This window comes from Longimycelium tulufanense (assembly GCF_014645795.1).
GTDB classification, from domain to species: domain Bacteria; phylum Actinomycetota; class Actinomycetes; order Mycobacteriales; family Pseudonocardiaceae; genus Longimycelium; species Longimycelium tulufanense.
On the sequence record NZ_BMMK01000017.1, the window covers coordinates 15,065 to 38,263 of the forward strand.

The window sequence follows — 23,199 nt, forward strand, 5'->3', positions numbered from 1 at the left end:
CTCTCCTCATTCGGTGGCCAGCGCCTGCAGCGGGGTCGTCCGGCTGGCGCGTCGGGCCGGCCCGGCCGACGCGACCAGCAGGAGGGCGACCAGGCCGAGCGCCACGACCACGAGCTGCTCATACGGGATGGCAATGACCTCGAAGACCGACATGGCCGTCAGCGTCAGGACGCCGTAGCCGGTGCCGGCGGTGATGCCCAGGACGGCGGCGGAGCCGCCGAACAGCACGGCTTCCCACGCCAGGGCGGCCGCCACGCCGGCGCGTTGCAGGCCCAGTGCTCGCAGCAGCCCGCTTTCCTGGGTGCGCTCCACGACCGACAGGGACAGCGTGGTGCCCACGCCCACGACCGCCACCAGCACGGTGATCCCGACCAGGCCGAGCGCGATCAACGTCGCGACCCGGCTGATCTCCTCGAACGCGGCGCGCTCGTCGCCGGGGGCCTGGACGACCACGTTGGTGTTGCCGGCCAGCGCCCGGTCCACAGCGGCCCGGAGCTGGTTGCGGTCGTGGTTGGGGGCGGGGTCGAGCAGGACGCGCGTCACCCGGGCCGACGGGTCGAGGGCCGCCAGGTCGGTGGGGTTCAGCGCGAACGAGCCCAGCGATCCGGCATTCCGGTAGACGGCGGCGACCGTCAACGTGACCCGCCGGCCGTCCTTGTGCAGGGTGAGCTGGTCACCCGCGTGCTTGCCCAGCCGTTCCGCGACGTCCTTGTAGAGGCCGACCCGGCCCGGGCCGAGGTCGGTGAGCGCGCCCTCGTAGACCACGCCCCGCCGAAGCGGCGGGAACTCGCTGAGTTCCGTGCCCCGCGCCAGGCCGCGTACGTCGCCCACGCCGGCCCGGGTCTCGGTGCTGGCGGTGACGTATCCGGCCGCGGGTAGTGCCCGCAGTTCGGAGACGACCTCGGGTGCGATGCCGGGGCCGTCGGGGAAGGCCGGGCTGATCACCAGCGCCGCCGGGCGGGAGCCGGCGAGCTGCTCGTCGACGCTGGCCCGCGCCGAGCTCACGCCGACCAGGACCGCCGACACCATGGCCACGCCGAGGGCGAGCACCAGCGTGGTGGCCGCGGTGCGCCGGGGCATGCGGAGCACGTTGCCGACGGCGACCCGCAGCGGGATCTTGCCCAGGTCCTGGACGAGCCAGGCCAGCAGACGGGCCAGCCGGGACAGGATTATGGGTGCGGCTGCGGCCAACGCGCCGAAGGCCAACATGCCCGAGCAGGCGACCGCGGTGAGGGTGGGCAGGTCCCCGCGGCTGGTGGCCAGCGCCAGGGCGGCCAGCCCGCCCGAGCCGGTGGCGAGCAGGCCGGCGAGTACCCAGCGCAGCCGGGTCACGCCCTGGCCGACGTCGACCGTGGGCGCGGCGCCGAGCGCGGCGACCGGTGGGACGCGGGAGCCGGAGACGGCGGGCAGGACCGCGGCCAGCACGGTGACCAGCACCGCCAGCCCGACGCACAGCACCAGCCCGCCGAGGGAGACCTGCAGGTGCAGCTGGGGCTGGTCGAGCCAGTTCCGGACCAGCGCGACCGTGCCCTGCCCGAGCAGCCACGCGAGCACCGCGCCCAGGACTCCCGCGACGAGGCCGGACAGGGCGGCCTCGGCGAGCAGGGAGGCCACCACCTGGCCGCGGCCGGCGCCCACGCAGCGCAGCAGCGCGGTCTGCCGCCGGCGCTGGGCGACCACGATGCGGAAGGTGGCGGCCACCACGATCGCGGCCGACACCATCGCCATCCCGGTGAAGATCGACAGCAGGACCAGGACCTGGTCGAAGCTGCGGACGTGCTCGGCGAGCCGTTCCTGCCGGAGCTGCCCGGCGTCGTGCGCCTTCCCCTGGCCGCTGACGAGGTTGGCGACGTGCTTGGTCAGCTCGGCCGGGGCGACACCGGGCTGGGCCGCCACCAGCAGCCGGCTCACCGAGCGCGCACCCAGTTCGGCGGCGGTGTCGTCCGGTGCGACCACCGTGCCGCTGCCCTCCAGGAAGGGCCCCAGGGTCAGGGCGGTGACCGTCACTTCACGATCGGCGGCGTCCGCACCGGGGCGCAACACGACCCGGTCCCCCACGCCCAGCCCGAGCCGGTCGGCGGCCTCGCGGGTGAGCGCGACCTCGCCGGGCCCGGACGGGGCGGACCCGCGCAGGATCTGGTAGCTGCTCAGCGACCCCTGGAAGGAGTCGCTGACCACCCGCCAGTACCCCGGGTCCGCGGTGCCGCCGGTGCGGGCCAGCGCAACCGGTCCCTCTCGGACGGCGCGCGTGTCGGCCACCCCGGGCAGCTCGGCCACCCGCGTGGCCAGTGCCGGGTCCAGCCCCTCGGGCCCGCCCTCGGCCGTCTCCCCCGCGGCCGGGTGCCGGGCGTCCACCACGACCGCCGCGCCCTCCGGCACGCCGGAGACGCCGTCGCGGACCGTGGCGCGCAGCGTGTCGGTGAACAGCAGGGTGCCGGCGGCAAACGCGGTCGCGACCAGGACGGCCAACCCGGTCAGAAGTAGCCGTGCTGGCCGCTGCCGCACCTCCGCCAGCACGGACCGGAACACGGTCACGACGCTCAGGCCCCCAGGCGCTTCAACGCGTCCAGCACGGAGTCCGGCGTGGGCCGGTAGATCTCCCCGGCCAGTTGGCCGTCGGCGAGCAGGACGACGCGGTCGGCGTAGGAGGCGGCGACCGGGTCGTGGGTGACCATGACGATGGTCTGCCCGTAGTCCTGCACCGAGCTGCGCAGGAAACCGAGCAGCTCGTTGCCGGACCGGGAGTCGAGGTTGCCGGTGGGCTCGTCGGCGAACACCACGTCCGGCCGGGTCACCAGTGCGCGGGCGACCGCCACCCGCTGCTGCTGGCCGCCGGACAGCTCCGCGGGCCGGTGCCTGAGTCGTTGGGCCAGGCCCAGGACAGTCACGATCTCCGCCAGCCAGCCACTGTCGGGCTGCCGACCGGCCAGCTCCAGCGGCAACGTGATGTTCTCCTGCGCGGTGAGCTGCGGCAGCAGGTTGAAGGCCTGGAAGACGAAACCGACACGGTCCCGGCGCAGCTTGGTGAGCTCACGGTCGGACAACCCGGTCAGCTCGGTGCCGCCCAGCGACACCTGCCCGGAGGTGGCGTCGTCCAGGCCGGCCAGGCAGTGCATGAGGGTGGACTTGCCCGAGCCCGAGGGCCCCATGACCGCGGTGAAGCGGCCGGCGTGGATGTCCAGGGTGACGCCGTCGAGCGCGCGGACCGCCGCCTCCCCACGCCCGTAGACCTTGGCCAGGTCCACGGTTCGGGCGGCCACCCGGGCGGTGGGCACCCCGGCAACGGTCGACGATGGGGCCGGGCGCGCCGCGTCCAGGCGTTGTTCGGAACTCAACGCGATCCTCCGTTCGGCATCCGGTTTGGTCGGCGACGACGCTATGGGCGCCCCCGGTACGCCGGCGTCCGCCAGCGGTCCCGACCCCCGGTCGTCCTGCGGACGGAGGGCTGATCAGCCCGTGGTCGCAGCGACATGGGGCCCGGGTCGGGGTCGCTGGCAGCATCGGGGTGTGCGGGTGGACGACGAGGTGGTGGCGATCTACGACGTCACGGGGCACGAGGTCGGCTCGGCGCCGCGATCCCGGATGCGGGCGCAGGGGCTGTGGCACGCGGCGGCGTCCGTGCTGGTGCGCTCCGGAGACGGTCAACGCTTGTACGTCCACCGGCGGACCGACGACAAGGACGTTTACCCCGGGATGCACGACTGCTGGGCCGGCGGCGTGGTGCTGGCGGGCGAGGAGCCCGCGGACTGCGCGCGTCGCGAGCTGGCCGAGGAACTGGGGATCCGGGACGTGCCGCTACTTCCTTTGCTCCGCACACCCTTCGTCGACGGGCCCGTGCGCTACCACGCGTTCCTGTTCGAAACTCGCTGGGACGGGCCGGTCACCCCGCAGCCCGAGGAGATCGCCGAGGGCGACTGGATGACGGTCGCGGAGCTGCGGGCGCGGCTGGCCGACCCAAACTGGCCCTTCACCCCGGACGGTCACGCGGGCTTCCGGGCCTGGGAGCACTACCAGCACGGCGGGGGCGGTGCGTAGCGACGCCGTGGCACGTGTGTCCTCGCCGGGTGGAGCCGGCGCGGACCCGGGTGTGTTCAGACGGTGGTGAGCGCCTGAGCGATCAGGGGCGCGAGCTGGGTGGCCAGCTCGCGGGACCGGGTCGGGGTGGCGGCACCGACCTCGACGTCGGTGAGCAGGTTGCCCCGGGCGACCAGCATGCGACAGCTCGGCTGGATGGTTCCGGCGACGCACCAGGCGACCCGGGCGTCGGCCCCGGGCAGCGCCGGCAACTGCAGCCCGGTGGCACCGGCACAGCCTCCGGCGCGGCGGGCGGCGCGCACCAGATCGGCGGCGTTGCCGTCCACCACCACACCCACGTACTGCCGCAGGGGGACCCGGGTGCGCACGCCCTGCCAGGTGGCTTGCTGCCCGCCCTGGACGACCTTCTCCAGGTCGACTCCGGGAACGCAGGGCGGTAGGGGGCGGGCGGGGGCCGGTCGTGCCGGTGTGGCGGCCTGAAAGCCTTCCGCTGCCAGCACCGCGTCGGACAGCAGCGCCTTGGCCACCCGTTGCGCGTCCTGGCGGTCGGCGCGGGCCGAGGGGGCCGGTGACGGGCGTGTCGAGGTCGAGGGGGCGGCCGGCGACGCCGTGGTGGTGGTCGCCGGCGTCGACGCCTCGTCGTAGTAGGCGCCGTCGGAGAGGTCGTTCGGACGTCCCGAGCACCCGCTCACCAGTACGGCACCGAGAACGAGCACCAGCCCAGGACGGCGCACCCGACACACCTCCGCGTCCACGCCCGGCGACCACCGGCTACCCCGGACAGGGTATCGATCACCGCTGGATGCGCCGCCCCGAGGTGACGGGCGACGCGAGCATCGCAACGTAACAACAAGACGCACAACAAGGCCCGGAACCGGGCAAATTCACCGCGGCCCCCGCCGTCCGGCGGGGGCCGCGGTGGAGCATAGGGATCGGGGTTTACAGGTACTGGCCGGTGTTGGTCGCGGTGTCGATGGCCCGCCCGGCCTCCTGGTTCTTGCCGGTGACCAGGGTCCGGATGTAGACGATCCGCTCGCCCTTCTTGCCGGAGATCCGGGCCCAGTCGTCCGGGTTGGTGGTGTTGGGCAGGTCCTCGTTCTCGGCGAACTCGTCGACGATCGCGTCCAGCAGGTGCTGCACGCGCAGGCCGGGCTGGCCGGTCTCCAGCACCGACTTGATCGCCGCCTTCTTCGCCCGGTCCACGATGTTCTGGATCATCGCGCCGGAGTTGAAGTCCCGGAAGTACAGCACTTCCTTGTCCCCGTTGGCGTAGGTGACCTCCAGGAACCGGTTCTCCTCGGTCTCGGCGTACATCCGCTCGACGGTGTGCTGGATCATCGCCTCGACGCAGGCCTGCTTGTCCCCGCCGAACTCGGCGACGTCGTCGGCGTGGATGGGCAGGCCGGTGGTCAGGTACTTGGAGAAGATGTCCTTGGCCGCCTCGGCGTCCGGCCGCTCGATCTTGATCTTCACGTCGAGCCGTCCCGGGCGCAGGATCGCCGGGTCGATCATGTCCTCCCGGTTGGAGGCACCGATCACGATGACGTTCTCCAGCCCCTCGACACCGTCGATCTCGCTGAGCAGCTGGGGAACGATCGTGGTCTCCACGTCCGAGGACACGCCGCTGCCGCGGGTGCGGAAGATCGAGTCCATCTCGTCGAAGAACACGATCACCGGGGTGCCCTCGGATGCCTTCTCCCTGGCGCGCTGGAAGATGAGCCGGATGTGCCGCTCGGTCTCGCCGACGAACTTGTTGAGCAGCTCCGGGCCCTTGATGTTGAGGAAGTAGGACTTTGCCTGCCGGTCGTCGTCCCCGCGGGCCGACGCCACCTGTTTGGCCAGCGAGTTGGCGACCGCCTTGGCGATCAGCGTCTTACCGCAGCCGGGTGGGCCGTACAGCAGCACGCCCTTGGGCGGCCGCAGCTGGTACTCCCGGAACAGCTCGGCGTGCAGGAATGGCAGCTCCACCGCGTCGCGGATCTGCTCGATCTGCCGCCCGAGGCCGCCGATGTCGGCGTAGTCGACGTCGGGGACCTCCTCCAAAACCAGGTCCTCGACCTCGGCCTTGGGCACGCGCTCGTAGGCGTAGCCCGCCTTGGCGTCGACCAGCAACGAGTCGCCGGGCTTGAGCGGGGACTCCAGCAGCGAGTGGGCCAGCAGCACCACCCGCTCCTCGTCCGCGTGGCCGACCACGAGCGCCCTGCTGGCCTGCTCCTCTTCCTCGCCCAGGAGCAGCTCCCGCAGCGTGCACACCTCGCCGGTGCGCTCGAAGGTGCCCGCCTCCACGACGGTGAGCGCCTCGTTCAGCCGCACCGTCTGGCCGAGCCGGAGGTCCTCGACGGTCACCGCCGGGGACACCGCCACCCGCATCCGGCGACCGGCGGTGAACACGTCCACGGTGCCGTCCTCGTGGACGGAGAGGAACACGCCGTAACCACTGGGTGGCTGGGCGAGACGGTCGACCTCCTCACGCAACGCCATCAACTGACTACGCGCGTCCTTCAGCGTCTCGACCAACTTCGAGTTGCGTTCGGTGAGCTGGCTCACCCGGTTCGACGCCTCGGCCAGTCGCTGCTCGAGCAGGCGGACGTGCCGGGGAGACTCGGTGAGCTTGCGGCGCAGCAGCGCCACCTCGTCTTCCAGGAACCGGATCTGTGCGGTCAGCTCAGCGGCGCTGGGGCCGGTGTTCAGCTCGCCGCCCTCATCGGGTCGGCTGCCGGGACGGTCGTGCTGCATGTCGGCACCCTCCTCCCGTGCTACGTACACCCACGGTACCGGCGATCACCGACCAGAGCGGGCCCATACATGCCGGGTGGCCCACAGAGACTGGGCAAAACGCCCGCTCGGCCGGATGAGCTGCTCCGTTTCGGTGCCACTGCGCACCACCTACCCATTACCGTGCGTCCTACTCGGCGACACACCAGCGTCCGTCCGGGCAGTGTCCCTGACCAGCCGCGGAACTTCCAGGAGCACGCGATGTCCGTTCCACCACAGCCGCCCGACCCCGCCGGCCCACCGCCGGGTGGACCCGGGTCGGGCCGGCCGCCGGGCCCGGGCGGATGGCCCGGACAGCCGGGTCCGTTCGGGCAGCAACCGACCGGCCCGGAGCCGTCCGGCTCCCACGGCGGGCCGGGGCAGCCCGGCGCGGGTGGCTGGCCGCCACCACCCGGACAGCACGCTCCGACGCCGCCGGGTGGGTACGGCCAACCGGGTGGCCCGGGAATGGTCCCCGGTCAACAGTTTCCGGGGCAGCAGGGGCAGTGCTGGCCGCCGTTCAGCCCACCGCCGCCGCGGAAGCGCCGGGCGTTGCCGTGGGTGTTGGCCGGCGGCGGGGTGGCGGCCGTCGGCGTCGTCGTTCTGCTCGTCGTGCTGCTGACCGGGGGTGGCGCGGAGTCGGCCGCCAAGGACTACGTGGCGATGATGAACACCCGCGACTACCCGGGCCTGGGGAAGGCGACCTGTTCCGAACAGCGGGAGAACACCGGGAACCTGAAGCGGAATCTGGAGCCGGGCTCGCGCCCCAGGGCTCCGGAGAGCTATCGGGACATCCGCGCCGAGGTGCGGCTGGGCGAGGTGACCGAACAGGGCGCGGACGCCGCGGTGGCCGCACTCTCGGTGAGCTACGTCAACGTCCCGGAACAGTCCAAGACGATCTTCCGGGACGTCGACCTGCGGATGAAGCTGGTCCGGGAGGACGGCGAGTGGCGGGTGTGCGAGCTGCGGCAGGGTGGCGGCCAGGTCGGGACCTCGCCCGGTGACGTCGGCCCCAACTCCGGCCCGAACTGACCGAACTCGCCCCGGCGGCGGGCTGCGGCCGCGTACCGTGGGCCCGATCACCACGCGGTGACCGACCACGACAGTTCTGGAGCTACACCGTGACGTACCCGCCGCAGCAACCCGGTCCGTACGGCCAGCAGCCCGGAGGCTGGCCCCAGCAGCCAGGCCCGCAGCCGGGCGGGTCCGACCGGGGCCAGCAGGGGCAGCCCGGCTTCGGCCAGACCGGGCCGCAGCCGCAGCAGGGTGGTTGGGGGCAGCCCCCGCAGGGCGGCTGGGAACAGGCGCCGCAGGGCGGGCAGTACGGCCAGCCCAATCCGTACCAGACCGGACAGTTCGGGCAGCCGGGCCCCTACGGCCAGCAACCACCGGGCGGTTACGACCCGTCCCAGCAGTTCGGCGGGTACCCGGGCTATCCCGGCGGCGCCGTGCCACCGAAGAAGAAGAGCCCCCTGCCGTGGATCCTCGGCGGCGTCGGTGTCCTGGTCATCGGGGCGATCGTGCTCGTCATCGCGCTCTTCGGGGCCAGCGGCGGGGGCGGCAGCGACCCGCGTCAGGTGGCGGAGGCGTTCGTCAGCTCGGTGAACAACAAGAAGCCGATGGACGACGGCATGGTCTGCGACAGCTACAAGGCGAGGGTCAAGCAGATGACGGAGGGCAGTAAGAACCTGCCCGACGGGATCTCGCCCGAGGACAAGAAGCGGTTCGAGGACTCGATGAAAAACATGTCCATGAAGGCTTCACTCGGTTCGGTGACCACGTCCGGGGACACCGCGAAGGCCGAGGTGAACACCGAGCTGGACATGGGTATGGGCAAGCCCTTCCAGACCAAGCTCACGCTGGACATCAAGAAGGAGAGCGGCGACTGGAAGCTCTGCGGGTTCGGCGGCATGGGCATCTGAGGGGCTGACGAGTAGAACCACGGCGCCCGGCCACTCGCTCGGGGTGGTCGGGCGCCGGCTCTTTACCAAACCTGATCGGCCCTCATCGGGTCATCCTGCCGCCTTTTCCTTGCCAGGTAAGGGGTGTACCAGGTACGGCGTCGCCGCGGCAGCGTCGGCTCAGCCGCGACTGGGGCGTCGCTGCGGGCGCGGCGGCACCACCCCATCGGCCAGGCGGCGGGCGGTGAGCAGGAACGCGGTGTGCGCCTGCATCCGGTGCTCGGGTCGCACCGCCAGGCCCACCACGTGCCAGGGCCGCAGCAACGTTTCCCACGCCTGCGGTTCGGTCCAGCACTGCTGTTCCCGCAACGCCTCGGTCACGCGGGACAGCTGCGTGGTGGTCGCCACGTACACCACCAGCACACCACCGGGAACCAGCGCACGGGACACCGGTTCCAGCACGTCCCAGGGGGAGAGCATGTCGAGGATCACCCGGTCGACCTCGCCGGTGTGCGTAGCGACGTCGCCGACGTGCAGCGTCCAGTTCGGTGGCCGCTCACCGAAGAACCGCTCCACGTTGCGCACGGCGTGCTCGGCGTGGTCCGCGCGCACCTCGTAGGAGGTGACGCTGCCCTTCTCCCCCACCGCCCGCAGCAGCGAGCAGGTCAGTGCGCCCGAGCCGGCGCCGGCTTCGAGCACCCGCGCGCCGGGGAAGACGTCGCCCCACATCACGATCTGCGCGGCGTCCTTCGGGTAGATGACCTGGGCGCCGCGCGGCATGGAGAGCACGTAGTCGGCCAGCAGCGGGCGCAGGGCGAGGAACTGGGTGCCGCCGGCGGAAGTGACCACCGAGCCCTCCGGGGCACCGATCAGGTCGTCGTGCGCCAGCACCCCGCGATGGGTGTGGTACTCCCCGCCGGGTTCCAGCACGACCGTGTAGCGCCGGCCCTTGGGGTCGGTCAACTGCACCCGGTCGCCGGGCCGGAACGGGCCGCTGGCAGTGCTCACGCGCGTCGAACCTCCACGTCCTTGACCATCATCACCCGATTCGCCGGTTCGCCTCCGGCCAGCGCGCCATCGTCGCAGACGGGCCGCGGGCGGGCGAAATCGCGGCCGTTACCGGCCCAGGGCGGCGCGCAGGTCCTCCCGGCGCAGCACCCCGGCAGGTCGGCCCTCGGCGTCGACCACCAGGAACTGGAACGCGGCGGTGGTGCCGACCCGGTCGGCGACCTCTTCCCCGGGGTCGGAGTCCAGTAGCACGGTCTCCGGCCGGATGGGTTCGGCGGCGCGTTCGGCGGGGGCCAGCGGGGACACCGCGGCGAGCGCGGTCGCGGCCTTCTGGTCGAGCAGCCCGGCGGCCACCCCGTCGGCGCGCACCAGCACCACGCCCCGCCCGGCGGAGGCGGCGAGCGCGTCGGCGACCGGGCTCTCGGCCGGCAGCTGCAGCACGGGCCGCACCAGGTCGGCCAGACGCACTCCGTCCGGCCACCGCCGTCGTTGCTCGGACAACAGCTCGGCGCCCGCGCCGACCACGATGAACCAGGCCATCAGGACGCACACGCCCAGCCGCAGCCAGCGGTCCTCGGCCCCGGCGGCCAGCCCGGCCGCGGCCCACCAGGCCAGGCCCGCGGCCACCACGCCGGCGCCGACCACCCCGGCCCGGGTACCGGTGCCGCGCCGGCCGGTCACCGCCCACACCCCGGCGCGCAGCATCCGGCCGCCGTCCAGCGGGAGTCCGGGCAGCAGGTTGGAGGCGGCTACCAGGCCGTTGGCCACCGCCGTCTGCAGCACCAGCAGCGCCAGCGGCGTTCCGGGCTCCAGGAGGAAGAACACGCCCAGCGGGAGCACGGTGAGCACCACCGACACCAGGGGGCCGGCCGCGGCCACCACGCCCTCCTGCCGGGGCTGGCTGGGGGTGCGGGCCACCTCGGTCAGGCCGCCGAGCAGGTAGAGCCGGACCCGGTGCACGGGCAGGCCGAGCCGCAGCGCCACCAGGCAGTGCCCCAGCTCGTGCAGCAGCACCGAGAGCGCCAGCAGCACGGCGAACGCCACGGCCAGCGCGAACGCGGTGCCGATGCCGGCGCTCGGCAGCAGCCGCTCCACGAGCGGGACGTAGAGCAGCACGATGACCGCCGCACCGAACCACCAGGACGGCGCGAGCAGGATCGGCACACCGGACACCCGGCCCAGCACGAGACCGCCGATCGGCGGCGTCGGCTGGTGCGCGCGGCTGGCGGTGGCCATGGGGAAAGCGTATTCGGCCAGGTGTGGGGTCATGGTGACGCGCGGCGTGGTCCTCCCCGGAAGTGTCCGCGTGCTCCCCTAGGGTGCGGCCCATGTCGGAGTTGGCTCGGGAGGTCGTGTCGGTGGGAACCGCGGGAGTGGAGTCGGTCGGCACCCCCGTCTCGAGCCCCCCGGACGCTTCGGCCCCGCCCCGCCGTCCGGCCCTCTCCCCTTCCCGGGCCAGCGACTTCAAGCAGTGCCCGCTGCTCTACCGGTTCCGGGTGGTGGACCGGCTTCCCGAGAAGCCAACCAAGGCGCAGGTGCGCGGCACGGTGGTGCACGCGGTGCTGGAGCGGCTGTTCGGTCTGCCGGCTGCCGAGCGGGTGCCCGACCGCGCCCACGCGTTGCTCGAGCCGGCCTGGCGAGAGGTGCGCGAGACCCGCCCCGAGCTGGCCGAACTGTTCGCCCGCGCCGAGGACGTCGAGGCCGAGGTGGCCGAGTGGCTGGGCTCGGCGCGAGGGTTGCTGGACGCCTACTTCGGGCTGGAGGACCCGCGCCGGCTGGAGCCGGAGGCGTGCGAGCTGCTGGTGGAGACCGAGCTCGACTCGGGGGTGCTGCTGCGCGGGTACGTCGACCGGTTGGACGTGGCACCCACCGGGGAGATCCGCGTCGTGGACTACAAGACCGGCGCGGCGCCGCGCGAGATCGGCGAGGCCAAGGCGTTGTTCCAGATGAAGTTCTACGCCCTGGTGCTGTGGCGGACCCGCGGCGTGGTGCCACGCCAGCTGCTGCTGATGTACCTGGCGGACGGGCAGGCGCTGGCGTACCGGCCGGAGGAGGGCGAACTGCGGCGCTTCGAGCGGACGCTGGAGGCGATCTGGGGAGCCATCCTGCGGGCCGGGCGCACCGGAGACTTCCGCCCCAACCCGAGCCGGCTGTGCGACTGGTGCGACCACAAGGCGTTCTGCCCGGCCTTCGGCGGGACGCCGCCGGAGTACCCGGGCTGGCCGGACCCGGGCAACGCCGGGACGGAAACGGTGCTGGACCGCGCCGACTGAGCCGCAGGCCGTGCCCGGGCCGAGCGGGCCGGGCGCGCGGCCGGTTGCCGGCTCACGCGGCGGCCGGGCGGGCGGGAACGACGCGCTCCTGCCGGGTGCGGCGGTGCATGCCGGCGATGATCCAGGCGTAGAGCGGCAGGATCACGAGGTTGGCCAGGAACAGGTACCACGGGGCGTCGCCGGCGGAGCCGTCGATACCGAGCAGGCCGGCCGCGGCGGTGATGAGGAAGACCATGAGGTTGCCGACGGCGTGCAGGGCGATGCCCGCCTCCAGGCCGCCGGTCCGGACGGTGAGCCAGCCCAGCACGACCGCGTAGAGCATCAGGTCGGCGGCGCCCCAGACCTGGCTGATCGAGTGCAGCACGACGAAGACCAGGCCGCCGGCGACGATGCCCGGCCACGGGGTGCGGAACCACGCGCCGAACGCCTGGATGAACCATCCGCGGGCCAGGTACTCCTCGGCCGCGGCCTGCAGCGGGACGGTGACCACCAGCACGGCCGCGCTGAGCCCGAACCGGGGCCAGCCCACCCAGCCGCCGGTCGGCTCGGCCGGGGCGGCCTCGCCGTCCAGCACCGTCGCCAGCACGGCGAGCAGCACCAGCGACACCACCATCATCGGGATGGCGACGAGTAGGCAGCGCAGCAGCCACCGCCACCGCAGGTGCCCGACCACCGAGGACACCGTGCCGGGCCGGCGACGCTGCACGAGCCGGGCGGCGAGGAACACCACCGGGATCACGGCGGCGATGGACAGCAGGTTGGTCGCGACCTCCCACAGCGGGTCGGCGAACCACCGCTCCCCTTCCGGGGTGGCCGGCACTCCGACACTGACGGCGAGCACCGTCGCCGCCAGCAGAACGACGATCATGCCGAGCAGCCAGCCGAGCGCCACGACCACCGTGCCGAGCAGCGGCCGCCACCAGCGATGCGCGGGCACCCGGGCCAGCTGGTCGTAGCGGGCTCCCGCGGGAGCTGGCCACGCCCGCGGCTCGGCGGTGCCGGTCTCTGCCGCCACGGGTCCAGCACCCCACGGCGGGCGAGGCCGCTCGCTCCACTCGGACATATCGACAGTCTGCGAGGCGTTTCGGGGACGCGCGGCCGGAATGCTTCACCCATTCGATGGCTGACTCGTTACCCCTCGTGTGGGAGCCCCGGCCGTTAGACATTGCGCAGCGTCGTCGCTACAGCTGTGCCTTTCCGCCGGCCGCGGCATGCCGCTGGCCACGCCCTCCCGGGTTACCCCGACGGTGGGCCACCCCACGCCGGGGGTGACCCACCACACAGCCGGCTACAGCCGGCAGGAGCGGATGTCGGAGGCCAGCACCGCCTTCGCGCCGAGCGCGGCGAGCTTGTCCATCACGGCGTTGGCCTCCCGCCGCAGCACCATCGAGCGCACCGCGACCCAGTCCGGGTCGGCCAGCGGCGCCACGGTCGGCGACTCCAGGCCCGGCGTGAGCTCGATCGCGGCCTCCAACAGCCGGCGCGGGCAGTCGTAGTCCAGCATCAGGTACTGCTGGGCGAAGACGACGCCCTGCAGCCGCGCGGCGAGCTGCGCCTTCTCCGGGGTGTCCGGCGCGGCGGCGTCCTGCTCGATGAGCACCGCCTCGGAGCGGCAGATCGGCTCGCCGAACGCCACCAGGTTGTGCTGGCGCAGGGTGCGGCCGGAGCCGACCACGTCGGCGATGGCGTCGGCCACGCCGAGCTGCACCGAGATCTCCACCGCCCCGTCCAGCCGGATCACCTCGGCGTCCACCCCGTGCCGGGCCAGGTCGGTGCGCACCAGCCGGGGGTAGGCGGTGGCCACCCGGGCGCCGTCGAGGTCGGTCACCTTCCAGTCGTGGCCGGCCGGGGCGGCGTAGCGGAAGGTGGACCCGCCGAAGCCGAGCGGGAGCCGCTCGGCCACCGAGGCGCCGGACTCCAGGTACAGGTCACGGCCGGTGATGCCCAGGTCCAGCTCGCCGGAGCCGACGTAGATGGCGATGTCCTTGGGGCGCAGGAAGAAGAACTCGACCTCGTTGACCGGGTCGAGGACGGTGAGGTCGCGCTGCTCATGGCGCTGCCGGTACCCCGCCTCGACCAGCATCTCCGACGCCGGTCCGGCCAACGTCCCCTTGTTGGGCACGGCGACACGCAACATGGCAGTTCGCTCCCGGTTGTCGGTCAGGTGAGCGGCGGGCTCACAGGTAGCGGTAGACGTCGTCGAGGGTGAGGCCGCGGCCGAGCATCAGGACCTGCACGCGGTAGAGGAGCTGGGAGATCTCCTCGGCCAGCGCCTCGTCCGACTCGTGCTCGGCGGCCAGCCACACCTCGCCGGCCTCCTCGAGCACCTTCTTGCCCTGGGCGTGCACGCCCGCGTCCAGCGCGGCAACGGTGCCCGACCCGGCCGGACGCGTCTCGGCCCGCTCGGTGAGCTCGGCGAACAGCTCGTCGAACGTCTTCACAGGGCACGATCCTTCCATCCCGTTTGCGGTGGACCCCAGTGGCCCCCGGGCCTCCCGCCAGGCGGGACGGGTGCTACCGGACGCCACCCGGACGGAGGCAACGACGTCGGGCCGGATCCCACCGACCAGCCGGTGCGGGCCGGCCCCGGCCCTCACCGCCCGGTCGACCGGGGGCCGCGGCGGCGGGAGCGAGGGTGTTGCGCACCCGGCGGATCGCCGGCGGCCGCCTCGGCCGTGGCCGGCAGTACCTGCTCGGCCGTGCGGAGGCGGTTGGCCCACAGACTGGTCATGGTGACGATGCCGAGGATGAGGACGATCACGACCATGGACAGCCAGGTCGGCACGTCCGGGACCACGGGCCAGATGTCGTGTGCCCAGTGCAGCGCGAGCTTGACGCCGATGAAGGCCAGGATGAGGGCGAGCCCGTAGTCGAGGTGGGCCAGCTTGCTCACCGCGCCCTGCAGGACGAAGTACAACGCGCGCAGTCCGAGCAGGGCGAAGGCGTTGGTGGTGAAGACGAGGAACGGGTCCTCGGTGATACCGAACACGGCGGGCACGGAGTCGACCGCGAAAACCACGTCGGTGACGAAGACCGCCACCACGACCAGGGCCAGCGGGGTCAGGGCGCGGCGACCGCCCTCCCGCACCGTCATCTCCGGGCCCCGGTAGTCGTCGGTGACCGGCATCAGCCGACGGAGCAGCCGGACCGAGCGCATCCGCGAGACGTCCACCTCGCGTACCTCGCCGGACAGCGCGTCGCGGAAGATCTTGACCGCGGTGGCCACCAGGATCGCGCCGAAGACGAGGAAGGTCCAGTCGAAGGCGTAGAGCATGGCGGCGCCCAGGGCGATGAAGATGCCGCGGAGCACGAGCGCGCCGATGATGCCGTACAGCAACACGCGCTGCTGGAGCCGCGGCGGCACCGCGAAGGCGGACAGCAGGAGCATGAAGACGAAGAGGTTGTCCACCGACAGCGACTTCTCGACCACGTAACCGGTGAGGAACTCCACGGCCTGCGTGGTGCCGAAGTCCCACCACAGGTAGAGCCAGAAGACCAGTGGAAGCGCGACGTAGAACGCCGACCAGAGCAACGCCTCCCGCATCCGGACCTCGTGCGGCCGGCGGGTGATGAGGAAATCCAGCGCCAGCAAAACCACCAGGACAACCAGGCTGGCCGCCCACAGCAGCGGGGTCCCGACGGTTTCGTAGCGGGCCGCCTCGGGCATCAGGGTGGCGGTCACGGCCACGGGTCCTCCTCGGTCGCTTTCGCTCGTCCGAGGTCTCCTTCACCCGTTGCCGGGCGACCGTCCGGGGGCGCGCGGCGCGCCCGTACTGACCGGACCGGTCCGTTGGGAAGTACTCCCCTCGCGTGCCGAGGGTAGGTGAACCGTCGCCGGACCCGCCATCCCGCACCCCGCACCCTGGCGCATTTTGCCTGGTCAGGTAGCCAGTCCGAGCGTCTCAGTCGGGCAGCAGGGCGGCCAGCTCGGCCAGGTCGACCCCCACCAGGGAGTCACGTGGGACGCGGCGCTCACCGGCCTCGACGGGCACCTCGCAGGGGACGACGAGGACCGTGCAGCCGGCCGCGACGGCGGCGGCGACCCCGGTCGGGGAGTCCTCCACGGCGACGCAGGCGGCCGGGTCGACGCCGAGCAGGCGGGCGGCCCTGAGGTAGGGCTCGGGCTGCGGTTTGTTCCGCCCGTCCACCTCGTCGCCGCACACCGTGACCTGGAAGAACTCCCGGCCGAGGGTGTCCAGGCAGATCTCGGTGAGCTCCCGCTCGGTGGAGGTCACCAGGGCCATCGGCACCCCGGTCGCGCGCAGGGCGGTCAGCGTCTCCAGGGCACCGGGCCGCCAGGGGACACCGGCCCGGAAGACCTCCTTGGTGCGCTCGCGCAGCCACGTGCCCGCCTCGGTGAGGGCGTCCGGGGTGGGGTCGAGCCCGAGCTCGGCGAAGAGCATGCGCAGGGTGGCGGTCATGTTCGAGCCCACCATCGCCTCGCGGGTCACCGGGTCGAGCCGGCCGCCGAGCCGCTCGGCGAGCTCGTAGAGCGGCACGTCCCACAGCTTCTCGCTGTCCAGCAGCGTGCCGTCCATGTCGAACAACACGGCGGCCGGCATCCGAAGCGGCTCAACGGTCTCGCTCACGGCAGCTGACCTGGGCGTCATTCCGCGGTGCCTCCTGCTTGGCCCCGGCCCGGGACCCATCCGGTACAGATTCGGTACAAAAGCGCGTCGTCGACGAGGCTACGGGTTGGCACCACGGCATCCGGCCAGTACTCGAGGTAGGTGTTCAAGGTCACGGTCGGTATCACGTGCCCCATGGCGAGCTGCACGTGCTTCACGTTTACGCCCCCGTAGATCAGTGCCGAGGTGATCTCCGAGGCCACCCTGTACCACCAGCCCGGGACGGTCGCGCCCGAGTCGGAAATGACGTTGCCCGATGGCCGCACCACGGTGGTGTCGCACGGTCTCCTACAACACCACGTATCGGTCCGCCAACACGAGGACCTGGCCCTGCGGTACGGTCCGGAGCCCAAGGCCGGGCCTGCGGAGGCAAGCCCCACCACGGATTCACAATCCGGCGACGATCCGGTCGATCGCCTTGCCGAGCTTGGCGTACTTCTCGGTGTAGAGCACCGGGAAGACACCGGGTGGGTCAGCGGGACGTTGGGGGTCCACGTAGTCGGTGCCCAGGTTGCAGAACACCACGACGATGTAGTTACGCTTGTCCTTGCCGCGCAAGGACTTCACGATGCCCGCGTCGCTGCCGGTCGTGTCGACCCAGCCGGTCTTGTGGGCGAACGTCACCTCAGCGGCGGCGTTGCACGGCCGGACGTCGCGGTCGTAGACAGCATCGCCGACGGTTACCGTGCCATCGGGCTTGATCCAACGCTGCGGCGTCACCTGCGGGATGCCCGGGGCAGGGTAGTCACGACCACACCAGTTGGTGGTCGAGAGCATCTCGTTGTGGCCCTGGTCGCCCAGGGTCTTCAGGAGGAACCGTCGGGACGAGGCGCTCAGCACGTCCCTGGTGACCGGCTTGCCGTTCTCGGTAGTCCACAACGTGCCGGGGCCGCCGTTGATCAGCAACAGCAACTTCGCGGTGTCGACGCCGCTCATGTTCGAGCCGATCCAGCGTCCGCCGTTGCCAGGGTTGGTGCCGGTGACCATGAGCGTGGGCATGCCGAGGTCGGCGAAGGTCTTGTTGATCTCGTCCCACGCCTTGAGGTCGTGGATCATCTTGATCAGCGCGCAGGCTGACTCGTTCTGCGACTTGGTGATCATCTCGTCGAAATGCTGGCGGATCTTCTTGACCGACTTGCCGCCGCAGGACGACCGGACCGGGTCGGGGTCGTAGACGTAGTCCGCGTCGAGGTCCACCCGTCCCTGGTCAGCGAGCCGGAGCACACCGAAACCGACCATCAGCTTGAGCACCGAGGCTGGGTACGGTGAGGAGAAGTCGATCGGCGCGTTCTCCCTGCCCGGGAGGACGTCCCTGGTTCCCTTGCCGCCGTTGAGGTCCCATTCGGTGTCGTCCCACCACCGGTAACGGACCTCGTCGGTGGACAGGCTCTTCTTGTTCAACGGCACCACGACGCCGTTCGGATACTGCGGGCTGAGCAACACGTTCGCCATCGAGACCGGACGCCCGACGTCGTCGAGCTCGATCACCGCCGCGTCCATGTTCGGTGTTTGGTGTAATGGCTTCGGGTCGGCGGCGGGTGTCACCCTCCGTGCCAGCTCCTCCGCGGTGTAGTCGTATTTTTCCGGCGCACCCGCCCGGGAGACCCGACCACCCGGCTCCGGGGGAGTCAGGTCGATCACGTCCTTGAAGTTCTGCGCGACGATCGCGCTCCGCAACTCCTGGGCGAGTCGCCCACTGTTGTCTGCCTGGCCACTGCCGGTCGCCGCCGGCGTCATCCCGCCGGCCGCGATCAGGCTGGTCGCGAGCACGACGAACGCGCGTCTGAGCATGCGGTTCACCCTAGGTGGCTCCCGCAGAACATGGGAGCAGAAGACTTTAGTCTGCCGCTGTGACCTCCACCAGCAGGATGTACACGATGTGGTCCGGTCCAGTCCGACGCTCGACGTGAAGCTGTCTGATTTTTCCATCAGGTGGAGCTTCCGGCTCCCGGCCTCCGCACGCTGCTGTCGCAGGCCCCGCATGCCTGTGGTCGCAAGCACCGACCCCCGCCTCGGCACCAGTGCGGCGCCGTCGAGGTTACGTGCACTCCGGATTCGGGCTCGGTCCGGTACAGCCGTATCCCAGGTCACCGTCTGCGCCACATGGTCCAGCATCGGATCGACGTTTTGGCGTGTTTCCGTTCGTATATCGCGCAATTTACCAGGAAAGGGACTCGAAGGGTGTCACTCACCGTGCGTGTCGATATGATCATGCTCCGCAAGGTCCTTTGACCGAGCTAGCTGAGAGGTGAGAGCGAAAAGTGCCGCCGCACAAGATGTTTCGAGTCCTGGCAGTGACGTTGTCGGCAGCGGGCCTGGGTCTGACGTTCGCCCAGGGCGCGCACGCCGCAGCATTACCGCACGCCACGCCAGCGGCCGAGGCGTCATACCTGACGAACGTGGTTCATGCGCCCAAGAATCCGTTCGAGAACCTGAAGCTGGACGGGCTGACGGCCAAGTACCACTTCATGTGTCCGGCCGGACACTGCGTGGACTACTGGTCACTGGTGCTGACCGACGACCTGGCTGCAAAGCCTTACCAGGGCGGGGAATTCTTCCTCTACGCGCCGGACAGCGGCGAGTTCGGCTGGTTCCTGGTGACCGACATCGTGCAGCGCACGGTCAGCGGCCCCTACCAGGTGCAGATCATCGACACCGAGTTCCTCCGGTCACATCCGCGAGTCGAGGTGCGGTACGGCAATCCGGACCGGCCCGAGCAGGCCCGCGTGATCGCCTCCGCCAGCCAGGCGAAGTGATCGCGCGTATGCGGAGGATCAGGCCGCTGCTGGTCAGATGACGAGCACGGGACAACCGGAAGTCCCCGCCGCGGCGGGGACTTCCGGTTGTCCGACGCGGCCCGCTCGTGGGCGGGTATCACTGCCTGGCTAGGTGAGAACCAGGACGCCTCGGGACAACTCCGACTTCGCCTGCAAGCGAGCAGCCCCGACCCGTGGCCGACAAACTACGTGTTGAAGTACTTGGCCTCGGGGTGGTGGGCGATCAGCGCGTCCGTGGACTGCTCGGGGTGCAGCTGGAACTCGTCCGACAACGCCACACCGATGCGCTCCGGCTCCAGCAGCTCCACGATCTTGCGCCGGTCCTCCAGGTCCGGGCAGGCGCCATATCCCAGCGAGTAGCGGGCACCGCGGTAGCCGAGTTTGAAGAACTCCTCGACCTCCGCGGGATCCTCGGCCGCCACGCTCTCGCCGGAGGACCAGTGCAGCTCCTCGCGTACGCGCTTGTGCCAGTACTCGGCCAACGCTTCGGTGAGCTGCACACCGAGCCCGTGTACCTCCAAATAGTCCCGGTAGGCGTCCTTGGCGAACAGCTCGTTGGCGTAGTCGGCGATGGGTTGTCCCATCGTGACGAGGTGGAAGGAGACGACGTCGACCTCGCCGCCTTCCAGCGCGAGATCGCGTGGCCGGAAGAAATCAGCCAGGCACAGCCGGCGATCCCGGCGCTGTCGTGGGAAGGTGAACCGGCAACGTTCCCCCGCGTCCGGCCGCGGAGCATCCAGTACCACCAGCGACTCGCCCTCGGCCACACAGGGGAAATAGCCGTAGACCACCGCGGCGTGGGCGAGCACGCCCTCGGTGGCCAACCGCTCCAGCCAGTACCGCAGCCGCGGCCGGCCCTCGCTCTCGACCAGTTCCTCGTAGCTGGGTCCGTTGCCACCGCGGGCGCCCCGCAGCCCCCACTGCCCCATGAAGGTGGCGCGCTCGTCCAGCAGGGCCGCGTAGTCGGCCACGGGAATTCCCTTGTGCACGCGGGTGCCCCAGAACGGCGGTTGCGGGATGGGCACGTCGACCGCGACGTTCGAGCGAGCCGGGAGGTCCTCGGGTTCGGCGGTGGCGGCCTGCCGCCGCGCCTCGGCGATGCGCAGCGACCGCTCGCGCCGGGCCTTGCGCTCGGCTCGCTTGGCCAGCTCGCGGTCATCGGCCTCGACCGACCCGCCCTGCTTGCGGGTCATGATCGCGTCCATCAGCCGCAGGCCCTCGAAGGCGTCGCGGGCGTACCGCACGTCCCCGCGGTAGAGCTCCGACAGGTCGTTCTCCACGTAGGAGCGGGTCAGCGCGGCACCGCCGAGCAGCACCGGCCAGCGCTGGGCCACCCCTCGGGAGTTCATCTCCTCGAGGTTCTCCTTCATGATCACCGTCGACTTGACCAGCAGGCCGGACATGCCGATCGCGTCCGCGTCGTGCTCGCCGGCCGCCTGCAGGATCGCCGAGATCGGCTGCTTGATGCCGAGGTTGACCACCTCGTAGCCGTTGTTGGACAGGATGATGTCGACCAGGTTCTTGCCGATGTCGTGCACGTCGCCCTTGACCGTGGCCAGCACGATCCGGCCCTTGCCGCGGGAGTCCGCCTTCTCCATGTGCGGCTCGAGGTGGGCCACGGCGGCCTTCATCACCTCCGCGGACTGCAGCACGAACGGGAGCTGCATCTGCCCGGAGCCGAACAGCTCACCCACCGTCTTCATGCCCGACAGCAGGGTGTCGTTGATGATCTCCAGGGCCGGGCGTTCGCGGAGCGCGGCCTGCAGGTCGTCCTCCAGGCCGTTGCGTTCCCCGTCGACGATGCGCCGCTCCAGCCGTTCGAACAGCGGCAGCGCGGCCAGCTCCTCGGCCCGGCTCGCCCGCGAGGAGGCGGCGGTCACCCCCTCGAACAACGCCATGAACCGCTGGAGCGGGTCGTAGCCGTCGCGACGCCGGTCGTAGACCAGGTCCAGGGCGACCCGGCGCTGCTCGTCGGGGATGCGCGACATCGGCAGGATCTTGCTGGCGTGCACGATCGCGGTGTCCAGGCCCGCTTGCTCGCACTCGTGCAGGAACACCGAGTTGAGCACCTGCCGGGCGGCGGCGTTCAGCCCGAAGGAGACGTTCGACACGCCGAGCGTGGTGCGGACCTCCGGGTACCGGTGCTTGATCTCGCGGATCGCCTCGATGGTCTCGACGGCGTCGCGGCGCACCTCCTCCTGCCCGGTGGAGATGGGAAAGGTCAGCGCGTCGACGATGATGTCCTCGGTGCGCATGCCCCACTTGCCGGTGATGGTCTCCACCAGCCGGCTGGCCACCCGCACCTTCCAGTCGCGGGTGCGGGCCTGCCCCTCCTCGTCGATGCACAATGCCACCACTGCGGCGCCGTGCTCGGCGACCACCTCCATCGTCCGCTGGAACCGGGAGCCGGGGCCGTCGCCGTCCTCGTAGTTCACCGAGTTGACCGCGCACCGCCCGCCCAGCCGCTCCAGGCCGGCGCGCAGCACGTCGGGTTCGGTGGAGTCGAGCATGATCGGCAACGTGGAGGCGGTGGCCAACCGCCCGGCCAGCTCGCCCATGTCGGCCACGCCGTCGCGCCCGACGTAGTCCACGCACAGGTCGATCATGTGCGCGCCGTCGCGGGTCTGCTGGCGGGCGATCTCCACGCAGTCCTCGTACCGGCCGGCCAGCATGGCCTCCCGGAACGCCCTGGAGCCGTTGGCGTTGGTGCGCTCACCGATCATCAGCACGCTGGAGTCCTGCCGGAACGGCACCGCCTGGTACAGCGACGACACGCCCGGTTCGGGGCGGGGCCGGCGCGGCGGCGGGGCCAGCTCGCGCACCGCCTCCCCCAGTTGCCGCACGTGTTCGGCGGTGGTGCCGCAGCAGCCGCCCACCAGCCGGGCGCCGAACTCGGTCACGAAGGCGGCCAGTGCCTCGGCCAGTGCCTCCGGACGCAGCGGATAGACCGCCCCCTCCGGCCCCAGTTCCGGCAGGCCCGCGTTCGGCATCACCGACAGCGGGATGCGCGCGTGCTTGGCGAGCTGCCGCAGATGCTCGCTCATCTCCGCCGGCCCGGTGGCGCAGTTCAGCCCGATCAGGTCCACACCCAGCGGCTCCAGCGCGGTCAGTGCCGCCCCGATCTCGGTGCCCAGCAGCATGGTTCCGGTGGTCTCCACCGTCACCTGGGCGATGATCGGCACCCGCACGCCCTCGGCCGCCATGGCCCGCTGGGCGGCGATCACCGCGGCCTTGGCCTGCAGGATGTCCTGGCAGGTTTCCACCAGCACCGCGTCGACACCACCGACCAGCAGGCCGCGCACCTGCTCTTCGTAGGCGTCGCGCAGGGCGACGAAGGCCACGTGCCCCAGCGTCGGCAGCTTGGTGCCCGGTCCCACCGAGCCGAGCACGAACCGCGGCCGGCCCGGCTCGGCGAACTCGTCGGCGGTTTCCCGCGCCAGGCGCGCCCCGGCCTCGGCCAGCTCGCGGATCCGGTCGGCGATGTCGTACTCGGCCAGGTTGGCCAGGTTGGCGCCGAAGGTGTTGGTCTCCACGGCGTCCGCCCCGACCGCCAGGTAGCCGCGGTGCACCGCCCGCACGACATCCGGCCGGGTGACGTTGAGGATCTCGTTGCAGCCCTCCAGCCCCGCGAAGTCGTCCAGGGTCAACGGCTGCGACTGCAGCATCGTGCCCATCGCGCCGTCGGCGACCACAACGCGCTCGGCCAGGGCATCCAGCAGCGGTGACGACCAACACTCGGCCATGCGGTCCAGGGTAGGGCGTGACCGGGGGTCCGCGGCCCGGCCGGACAGCCGCGTACCACGGGCTGGGACGGCCGGAGCAT

General features: G+C 71.5%; 19 protein-coding genes. 5 read left to right on the forward strand and 14 right to left on the reverse strand.

Translation table 11 applies throughout. The features are described from left to right. Nucleotides 1–6 precede the first annotated feature (6 nt). Both IEY55_RS17705 and IEY55_RS17710 read right to left on the reverse strand, forming a co-directional pair. Nucleotides 7–2,529: an ABC transporter permease gene (locus tag IEY55_RS17705; RefSeq protein WP_229686489.1), complete on the reverse strand. Its 2,523-nt coding sequence runs from the start codon at nucleotides 2,527–2,529 to the stop codon at nucleotides 7–9. An 11-nt stretch (nucleotides 2,530–2,540) separates the two neighbouring features. After that, on the reverse strand, nucleotides 2,541–3,275 hold the full coding sequence (locus IEY55_RS17710) for an ABC transporter ATP-binding protein (RefSeq protein WP_229686511.1): 735 nt from the start codon (nucleotides 3,273–3,275) through the stop codon (nucleotides 2,541–2,543). Nucleotides 3,276–3,507: 232 nt separating this feature from the next. Between IEY55_RS17710 and IEY55_RS17715 the strand changes: the two genes are divergently transcribed. Beyond that, nucleotides 3,508–4,035, forward strand: a complete 528-nt coding sequence (locus IEY55_RS17715) for an NUDIX hydrolase (RefSeq protein ID WP_189059254.1) — start codon at nucleotides 3,508–3,510, stop codon at nucleotides 4,033–4,035. A gap of 56 nt (nucleotides 4,036–4,091) precedes the next feature. Here the strand turns inward: IEY55_RS17715 and IEY55_RS17720 are convergent, their stop codons facing one another. After that, nucleotides 4,092–4,769 (reverse strand): hypothetical protein, encoded by a 678-nt coding sequence (locus tag IEY55_RS17720; RefSeq protein ID WP_189059256.1) that lies wholly within the window; start codon nucleotides 4,767–4,769, stop codon nucleotides 4,092–4,094. A 205-nt stretch (nucleotides 4,770–4,974) separates the two neighbouring features. Next, entirely contained in the window at nucleotides 4,975–6,771 is a 1,797-nt protein-coding gene (arc, locus tag IEY55_RS17725; protein ID WP_189059258.1) for a proteasome ATPase, read from the reverse strand. Between the two features lie 486 nt (nucleotides 6,772–7,257). Here arc and IEY55_RS17730 point away from each other — a divergent pair, with 486 nt between their 5' ends. Then, nucleotides 7,258–7,821 carry an Rv0361 family membrane protein gene (locus tag IEY55_RS17730; RefSeq protein WP_189059260.1) on the forward strand — a complete coding sequence of 188 codons (564 nt, stop codon included), beginning with the start codon at nucleotides 7,258–7,260 and terminating at the stop codon, nucleotides 7,819–7,821. 89 nt (nucleotides 7,822–7,910) lie between these two features. Beyond that, a complete protein-coding gene (locus IEY55_RS17735) occupies nucleotides 7,911–8,711 on the forward strand; it encodes a nuclear transport factor 2 family protein (RefSeq protein ID WP_189059262.1) in 801 nt (266 codons plus the stop codon). Nucleotides 8,712–8,870: 159 nt separating this feature from the next. Here IEY55_RS17735 and IEY55_RS17740 read toward each other — a convergent pair whose 3' ends face one another. Further along, nucleotides 8,871–9,698 (reverse strand): tRNA (adenine-N1)-methyltransferase, encoded by an 828-nt coding sequence (locus IEY55_RS17740; RefSeq protein WP_189059264.1) that lies wholly within the window; start codon nucleotides 9,696–9,698, stop codon nucleotides 8,871–8,873. 108 nt (nucleotides 9,699–9,806) lie between these two features. Beyond that, the gene (locus tag IEY55_RS17745; protein ID WP_189059265.1) at nucleotides 9,807–10,934 is read right to left on the reverse strand and encodes a site-2 protease family protein; all 1,128 of its coding nucleotides are present in this window, start codon (nucleotides 10,932–10,934) and stop codon (nucleotides 9,807–9,809) included. Nucleotides 10,935–11,026: 92 nt separating this feature from the next. Here IEY55_RS17745 and IEY55_RS17750 point away from each other — a divergent pair, with 92 nt between their 5' ends. Next, entirely contained in the window at nucleotides 11,027–11,971 is a 945-nt protein-coding gene (locus IEY55_RS17750) for a RecB family exonuclease (RefSeq protein ID WP_189059267.1), read from the forward strand. A gap of 52 nt (nucleotides 11,972–12,023) precedes the next feature. On the opposite strand, the gene IEY55_RS17755 is transcribed toward IEY55_RS17750, so the two are convergent. The 7 genes from IEY55_RS17755 to IEY55_RS17785 form a co-directional block, all read right to left on the reverse strand. Beyond that, nucleotides 12,024–12,986: a CPBP family intramembrane glutamic endopeptidase gene (locus tag IEY55_RS17755; protein ID WP_189059269.1), complete on the reverse strand. Its 963-nt coding sequence runs from the start codon at nucleotides 12,984–12,986 to the stop codon at nucleotides 12,024–12,026. 273 nt (nucleotides 12,987–13,259) lie between these two features. Beyond that, nucleotides 13,260–14,108 carry an ATP phosphoribosyltransferase gene (hisG, locus tag IEY55_RS17760; protein WP_189059271.1) on the reverse strand — a complete coding sequence of 283 codons (849 nt, stop codon included), beginning with the start codon at nucleotides 14,106–14,108 and terminating at the stop codon, nucleotides 13,260–13,262. Between the two features lie 40 nt (nucleotides 14,109–14,148). Further along, nucleotides 14,149–14,412 carry a phosphoribosyl-ATP diphosphatase gene (locus IEY55_RS17765; protein WP_189059273.1) on the reverse strand — a complete coding sequence of 88 codons (264 nt, stop codon included), beginning with the start codon at nucleotides 14,410–14,412 and terminating at the stop codon, nucleotides 14,149–14,151. A 152-nt stretch (nucleotides 14,413–14,564) separates the two neighbouring features. Then, on the reverse strand, nucleotides 14,565–15,638 hold the full coding sequence (locus IEY55_RS17770) for a TerC/Alx family metal homeostasis membrane protein (RefSeq protein ID WP_189059450.1): 1,074 nt from the start codon (nucleotides 15,636–15,638) through the stop codon (nucleotides 14,565–14,567). Between the two features lie 235 nt (nucleotides 15,639–15,873). Further along, complete coding sequence (locus tag IEY55_RS17775; RefSeq protein WP_229686512.1) at nucleotides 15,874–16,533, reverse strand: HAD family hydrolase; 660 nt, start codon at nucleotides 16,531–16,533, stop codon at nucleotides 15,874–15,876. A gap of 44 nt (nucleotides 16,534–16,577) precedes the next feature. Next, the gene (locus tag IEY55_RS17780; protein ID WP_229686490.1) at nucleotides 16,578–16,802 is read right to left on the reverse strand and encodes a hypothetical protein; all 225 of its coding nucleotides are present in this window, start codon (nucleotides 16,800–16,802) and stop codon (nucleotides 16,578–16,580) included. 184 nt (nucleotides 16,803–16,986) lie between these two features. Next, a complete protein-coding gene (locus tag IEY55_RS17785) occupies nucleotides 16,987–18,390 on the reverse strand; it encodes a serine hydrolase (protein WP_189059275.1) in 1,404 nt (467 codons plus the stop codon). A 503-nt stretch (nucleotides 18,391–18,893) separates the two neighbouring features. On the opposite strand from IEY55_RS17785, the gene IEY55_RS17790 reads away from it, so the two are divergent. Then, nucleotides 18,894–19,355: a hypothetical protein gene (locus IEY55_RS17790; protein ID WP_189059277.1), complete on the forward strand. Its 462-nt coding sequence runs from the start codon at nucleotides 18,894–18,896 to the stop codon at nucleotides 19,353–19,355. Between the two features lie 206 nt (nucleotides 19,356–19,561). Here the strand turns inward: IEY55_RS17790 and metH are convergent, their stop codons facing one another. Further along, entirely contained in the window at nucleotides 19,562–23,119 is a 3,558-nt protein-coding gene (metH, locus tag IEY55_RS17795) for a methionine synthase (RefSeq protein ID WP_189059279.1), read from the reverse strand. Nucleotides 23,120–23,199: the final 80 nt, after the last annotated feature.

What these genes read in the sequence shown, in the direction of transcription:
- arc (WP_189059258.1), bottom strand. Translation starts at nt 6,771, where the DNA reads ATGCAGCACGACCGTCCCGGCAGCCGACCCGATGAGGGCGGCGAGCTG.
- IEY55_RS17730 (WP_189059260.1), top strand. Translation starts at nt 7,258, where the DNA reads ATGGTCCCCGGTCAACAGTTTCCGGGGCAGCAGGGGCAGTGCTGGCCG.
- IEY55_RS17745 (WP_189059265.1), bottom strand. Translation starts at nt 10,934, where the DNA reads ATGGCCACCGCCAGCCGCGCGCACCAGCCGACGCCGCCGATCGGCGGT.
- IEY55_RS17750 (WP_189059267.1), top strand. Translation starts at nt 11,027, where the DNA reads ATGTCGGAGTTGGCTCGGGAGGTCGTGTCGGTGGGAACCGCGGGAGTG.
- hisG (WP_189059271.1), bottom strand. Translation starts at nt 14,108, where the DNA reads ATGTTGCGTGTCGCCGTGCCCAACAAGGGGACGTTGGCCGGACCGGCG.
- IEY55_RS17770 (WP_189059450.1), bottom strand. Translation starts at nt 15,638, where the DNA reads ATGCCCGAGGCGGCCCGCTACGAAACCGTCGGGACCCCGCTGCTGTGG.
- IEY55_RS17775 (WP_229686512.1), bottom strand. Translation starts at nt 16,533, where the DNA reads ATGCCGGCCGCCGTGTTGTTCGACATGGACGGCACGCTGCTGGACAGC.
- IEY55_RS17785 (WP_189059275.1), bottom strand. Translation starts at nt 18,390, where the DNA reads ATGCTCAGACGCGCGTTCGTCGTGCTCGCGACCAGCCTGATCGCGGCC.
- metH (WP_189059279.1), bottom strand. Translation starts at nt 23,119, where the DNA reads ATGGCCGAGTGTTGGTCGTCACCGCTGCTGGATGCCCTGGCCGAGCGC.